Genomic DNA, 4815 nt, shown 5'->3' with positions numbered 1-4815 from the left:
CTTCTTAATTATTCGCAATTAATTCTCTTTACCAACTGCCACTGAGTAACCATGCTTACTTAATAAGGCATGTTGCTTTGCTTGATCCAAGTCATTAGCCACCATCTCAACGATCATTTGATCGAGTGTGATTTCTGGAACCCAACCCAGCTTTTCTTTGGCCTTCGTTGGATCACCCAAAAGGGTTTCGACTTCAGTAGGACGGTAATAGCGTGGATCAATTTGCATAATCACATCACCTACCTTTAAGGCTGGTGCTTTATCACCTTCAATGCTAGCAACGATGGCCTTCTCGTTTTCGGCAGCGCCTTCAAACTTGAGAGCAATACCTAATTGCTTGGCGCTACGAGTGATAAATTCCCTGACCGTGAACTGCACACCAGTAGCAATCACAAAATCCTCTGGCTTGTCTTGTTGGAGCATTAACCACTGCATACGCACATAGTCTTTCGCATGACCCCAGTCACGCAGGGCATCAATATTACCCATGAACAGACACTTCTCAAGGCCTTGGGCAATATTGGCTAGGCCGCGAGTCACTTTGCGAGTAACAAAGGTTTCGCCACGACGCTTGGATTCATGGTTAAAGAGAATTCCGTTACAGGCATACATGCCGTACGCTTCACGGTAGTTCACGGTAATCCAGTAAGCGTACATCTTAGCTACTGCATAGGGGCTTCTAGGATAAAAAGGGGTTGTCTCTTTTTGTGGAATCTCTTGCACTAAGCCATAGAGCTCAGAAGTGGATGCTTGGTAGAAACGGGTTTTCTTCTCCAGACCTAAAATACGAATCGCTTCAAGCATCCGCAGTGGGCCCATTGCATCGACATCTGCCGTGTACTCTGGGGATTCAAAAGAAACGGCCACGTGCGACTGCGCGCCCAAGTTATAAATTTCATCAGGCTGACACTCTTGAATAATCCTCACCAAATTACTGGTGTCAGTCAGATCGCCGTAATGCAGAATCAGGTCAGGATGGTTCACATGAGGATCTTGATATAGATGATCAATCCGCTCGGTATTAAATGAAGACGCACGGCGCTTAATCCCATGAACGATGTAGCCTTTTTCTAATAGGAACTCAGCCAGATAAGAGCCATCTTGGCCAGTAATACCGGTAATTAATGCGACTTTTTGATTATTTTTCATATTTATTTTGACTACTGTTTTTTTAAATAACTAATAACTATATTAAAAATTGATTATAAAGATTGATACATTCTTTTGACGACTTCAGCACCCTTGATTGAGGCCTCCCAATTTAGCCCTTTATTTGCCTTGCTCGGATCCGCCCGTCCAATTTCTAAATCTGTCGGGCGAAAAAGAGTCGGATCTTGAACCACAAAGTCTTTCCAATTGAGCTTTGCTTGCTCAAACGCAGTCTTCACAAACTCTTCTAAGGTAATCGTGGTTCCTGTGGCAATCACAAAGTCTGCTGGTTTATCTTGTTGCAACATCAACCACATGGCCTCTACATATTCAGGGGCCCAACCCCAGTCCCTGGCAATATCCAAACGCCCCAGCTTTAACTGCTCTTTGCTGCCCTGAGCAATACGCTTTACGGCTCGAATGATTTTTTGCGTCACAAAGCGCTCAGGGCGCAGTGGAGACTCATGGTTAAACAAAATACCAGTGCAGGCAAATAAGCCATAGGCATCACGGTAGTTATTGACTAACCAATAGGCGGAACTCTTTGCAACCGCATAAGGACTCATTGGGTAGAACGGAGTATTTTCATTGGCTGACTCGCCGTGGGTGTCACCAAAACATTCACCAGATCCAGCATGGTAGATTTTGATGGGTTGCTCCACCATGCGACAACCCTCTAAGATATTGAGGGTACCCAAGGTAATACTTTGAATGGTTTCAGCAGGCTGTTCAAAAGATAAGCCTACCGAGGATTGGCCTGCTAAGTAATAAATCTCATCGGGATTACTTTTGCGTAGCGCAACCAACACACTTCTAAAGTCCTCTGGGACCATGGAGATATAACTGACTTGACCTTCAATACCCAACTTCTTAAGGTTGGCAAAAGAGGAGCCTTGTACATCTCGTGAAGTACCAAAAACTGCATAGCCTTTTTGCAAAAGCAATTGTGCCAAATAGCTACCATCTTGGCCACTCACCCCACAAATTAAGGCGGTTCGCTTTTTTAAACTATTGAGCTCTGCTGAATTCATTTCATTGCTCATTATTGTGAGCGTCCATAAGTATCTTCAAATCGCACAATATCGTCCTCACCAAGATAACCACCCGATTGCACCTCAATAATCTCTAGTGCAGTTTTGCCAGGATTAGCCAAGCGATGAGTTTGGCCTTGGGGGATATAAGTACTTTGGTTCTCAGTCAACATGATGACCTTGTCGCCATTCGTAATTTCTGCGGTACCTTTAACCACAATCCAATGCTCAGCGCGATGATGGTGCATTTGCAAGGATAAGCTCGCTCCAGGTTTTACCTGAATACGCTTGACTTTAAAGCGCTCACCCTCATCCACGCTGTCATACCAACCCCAAGGTCTCGCAACCTTACGGTGCAGGTTTTTCTCTTCACGCTGTTGTTGCTCTAATTGATTGACGATACTTTTAACATCTTGGCTATTGGAGCGATCGGCAACCAGCACCGCATCAGCCGTTTCAATAATGACTAGGTTATCAATGCCCACAGTACCGACTAAACGACTACTGGCATGCACCAATGAGTTATTAGTATTGCTCAGCAAAGTATCGCCACTAGTGACATTACCGCACTCATCTTTTTTACCCACTTGCCAGACTGCATCCCAGGCACCTAAATCATTCCAACCTGCATTGAGCTCAACCATCTTGATCTGATATTGACTACCAGGGCATTTTTCAATCACAGCATAGTCAATCGACTCACTCGGAATAGATTGAAATACTTCCTTGTCGGGGCGAATAAATTCAGCATCGCCAGATTGATCAATCGCTCTAGCAACCCAAGCCGTCTCAGTGGCACCAAAAATATCAGAGCGAAATTCTTTTAAAGCGGCGAGCCAAGTGCTCGCACGCAAAACAAACATGCCGCTATTCCAGAAATAATGGCCGTTGTCTAAATAGGATTGGACAGTTTTGGCATCCGGCTTCTCTGCAAATTGCTCAACAGTAAATTCACCATGGATGCCTTGAGTCCAACCCTTCTGAATGTAGCCATAACCCGTCTCTGGCGCGGTTGGCGTAATACCTAAGATGGCAATCGTTTTTTTACTCTTGTCAGATGCAACCACATTGACGCAATCTTGCAATGCCTTAGTAAACGCTGCGCCATTCTGAATAGTTTGATCTGCCGGCGTAATCACCAAAATGGGATCGGATGATGTTGTATTACTTTCAGATCCCTGCTCGCTGGCATATAGCGCAGCTAAGGTTAGTGCTGGAGCAGTATTGCGGCCGATGGGTTCAAGTAATAGTGTTGCCTTGACTTGGGGCAACTCCCGTAATTGGTCTGTAACTAAAAAGCGATGCTCTTCGTTGGTCACAATCAGTGTTTTACCAATGGTAATAGAAGACTGCGCATTTCCAGTGTTTCCGGTGTTTCCAGTGGCAACGGTATTTAATCGCTCCACCGCCTGTTGAAAGAGGCTTTTTGCTGAATCATCACCTGAAAGCACCAAAAACTGCTTTGGAAAGCCCGAGCGAGATAAAGGCCAAAGACGAGTACCAGAGCCACCACAGAGAATGACGGGAATGACCGGTATAGCTGGAATATCAGAACTTGCTTTGGTCATGAGCTGTGTGGGCTAAGCCTTTATGCTTTTTGTAAATAAAAGAAGATTTTATAGGCTTTATGGGCGCAAACTCAGCTTATTGGGGTTTACACATTTTTTATGAATTTATTAGAATCTCACTAGCGATCAGAATTGTTAAAAAATCGCATTTTTAGACCCAAAATTAATTAAAACCACAGGAGTCAGACATGTCTACAAGCAACATCCCCAAAATCAACGTCCGTAATTCCGTTATCGAGTGCGCCCAATCCTTGAAAAAGGAAAATGCAGGCAAATATCACAACTACGGCATTAAAGACTGCATCGCTTCGATTGCAGCGACGAAGCGAAATTAATCACAAACCATTGCTTTTAAAGGGTTAATTTGGTCTATTGGGGTAGCGTTTACCGGTTAGGTTACTGTAAACCGCCCCAGCCAAGACCAACAGTAATGAATCGACCATGACCGGAAAGAATGCATACCGGAAGTGCATCACGTGACCCAGGACCACAATTAAGGCCACTGCGGCTGCCGGCGGATGCAGGCAGCGCAAGATAAACATTCCCAAAATAGATAAGCTGGCAGCCAAAGGCATCGCCAATAAGGGTTCACCAACTAGGTGAATGGTTGCGATACCAATTAAGGCAGAAACAGTATTGCCTGCAATTACAGCCCAGGGCTGGGCCATAGGACTTCCCGGCAAAGCAAAAACTAATAACGCACTTGCACCCAAAGAGGCCATAAGCCATTCATCAAGACCACTAAGCTCACCAAGGAACTTAGCAGTAGTAAGCACTAACATCAGGCCAATAAAAGCCCCTGCAACAGATCGAATTCTTTCAATCCAGGGCACTTGGGGCTGATCCCCGCCCAGATAAAAGAAGTAGCGCTTAATTGAATTCCTGAACTGATGTCTCATGTTTTTTCTATGGGTATGTCCAGACAATCATAAACCTGCAATCAAATGAATTAAATCCATTTACCCAATAAAAAAGCTGCCGAAGCAGCCTTTCAATCACATTAACGCAAGTGCAGCATTAAGCCTTCTTAGCGTAAGCAGAGCACCAGCCTTTACCCGCAACTTGCT

Annotated in this window: 5 protein-coding genes; 1 reads left to right on the top strand and 4 read right to left on the bottom strand. The window is 44.7% G+C overall.

The features are described 5' to 3' along the window. Nucleotides 1-18 precede the first annotated feature (18 nt). The 3 genes from gmd to B7Y67_RS10950 are packed head-to-tail and all read right to left on the bottom strand — an operon-like array spanning nt 19 to nt 3748. Entirely contained in the window at nt 19-1149 is a 1131-nt protein-coding gene (gmd, locus tag B7Y67_RS10960; protein ID WP_293598675.1) for a GDP-mannose 4,6-dehydratase, read from the bottom strand. A 53-nt stretch (nt 1150-1202) separates the two neighbouring features. After that, nucleotides 1203-2180 (bottom strand): GDP-mannose 4,6-dehydratase, encoded by a 978-nt coding sequence (locus B7Y67_RS10955; RefSeq protein WP_293598674.1) that lies wholly within the window; start codon nt 2178-2180, stop codon nt 1203-1205. Nucleotides 2181-2191: 11 nt separating this feature from the next. After that, complete coding sequence (locus B7Y67_RS10950; protein WP_293598673.1) at nt 2192-3748, bottom strand: mannose-1-phosphate guanylyltransferase/mannose-6-phosphate isomerase; 1557 nt, start codon at nt 3746-3748, stop codon at nt 2192-2194. Between the two features lie 188 nt (nt 3749-3936). On the opposite strand from B7Y67_RS10950, the gene B7Y67_RS10945 reads away from it, so the two are divergent. Further along, nucleotides 3937-4083: a hypothetical protein gene (locus B7Y67_RS10945; RefSeq protein WP_293598672.1), complete on the top strand. Its 147-nt coding sequence runs from the start codon at nt 3937-3939 to the stop codon at nt 4081-4083. Nucleotides 4084-4107: 24 nt separating this feature from the next. Here B7Y67_RS10945 and B7Y67_RS10940 read toward each other — a convergent pair whose 3' ends face one another. Beyond that, complete coding sequence (locus tag B7Y67_RS10940) at nt 4108-4647, bottom strand: HPP family protein (RefSeq protein WP_293598671.1); 540 nt, start codon at nt 4645-4647, stop codon at nt 4108-4110. Between the last annotated feature and the right edge of the window lie 168 nt (nt 4648-4815).

Source organism: Polynucleobacter sp. 35-46-11 (genome assembly GCF_002281105.1).
This window is presented reverse-complemented; position numbering and strand designations above follow the sequence as displayed.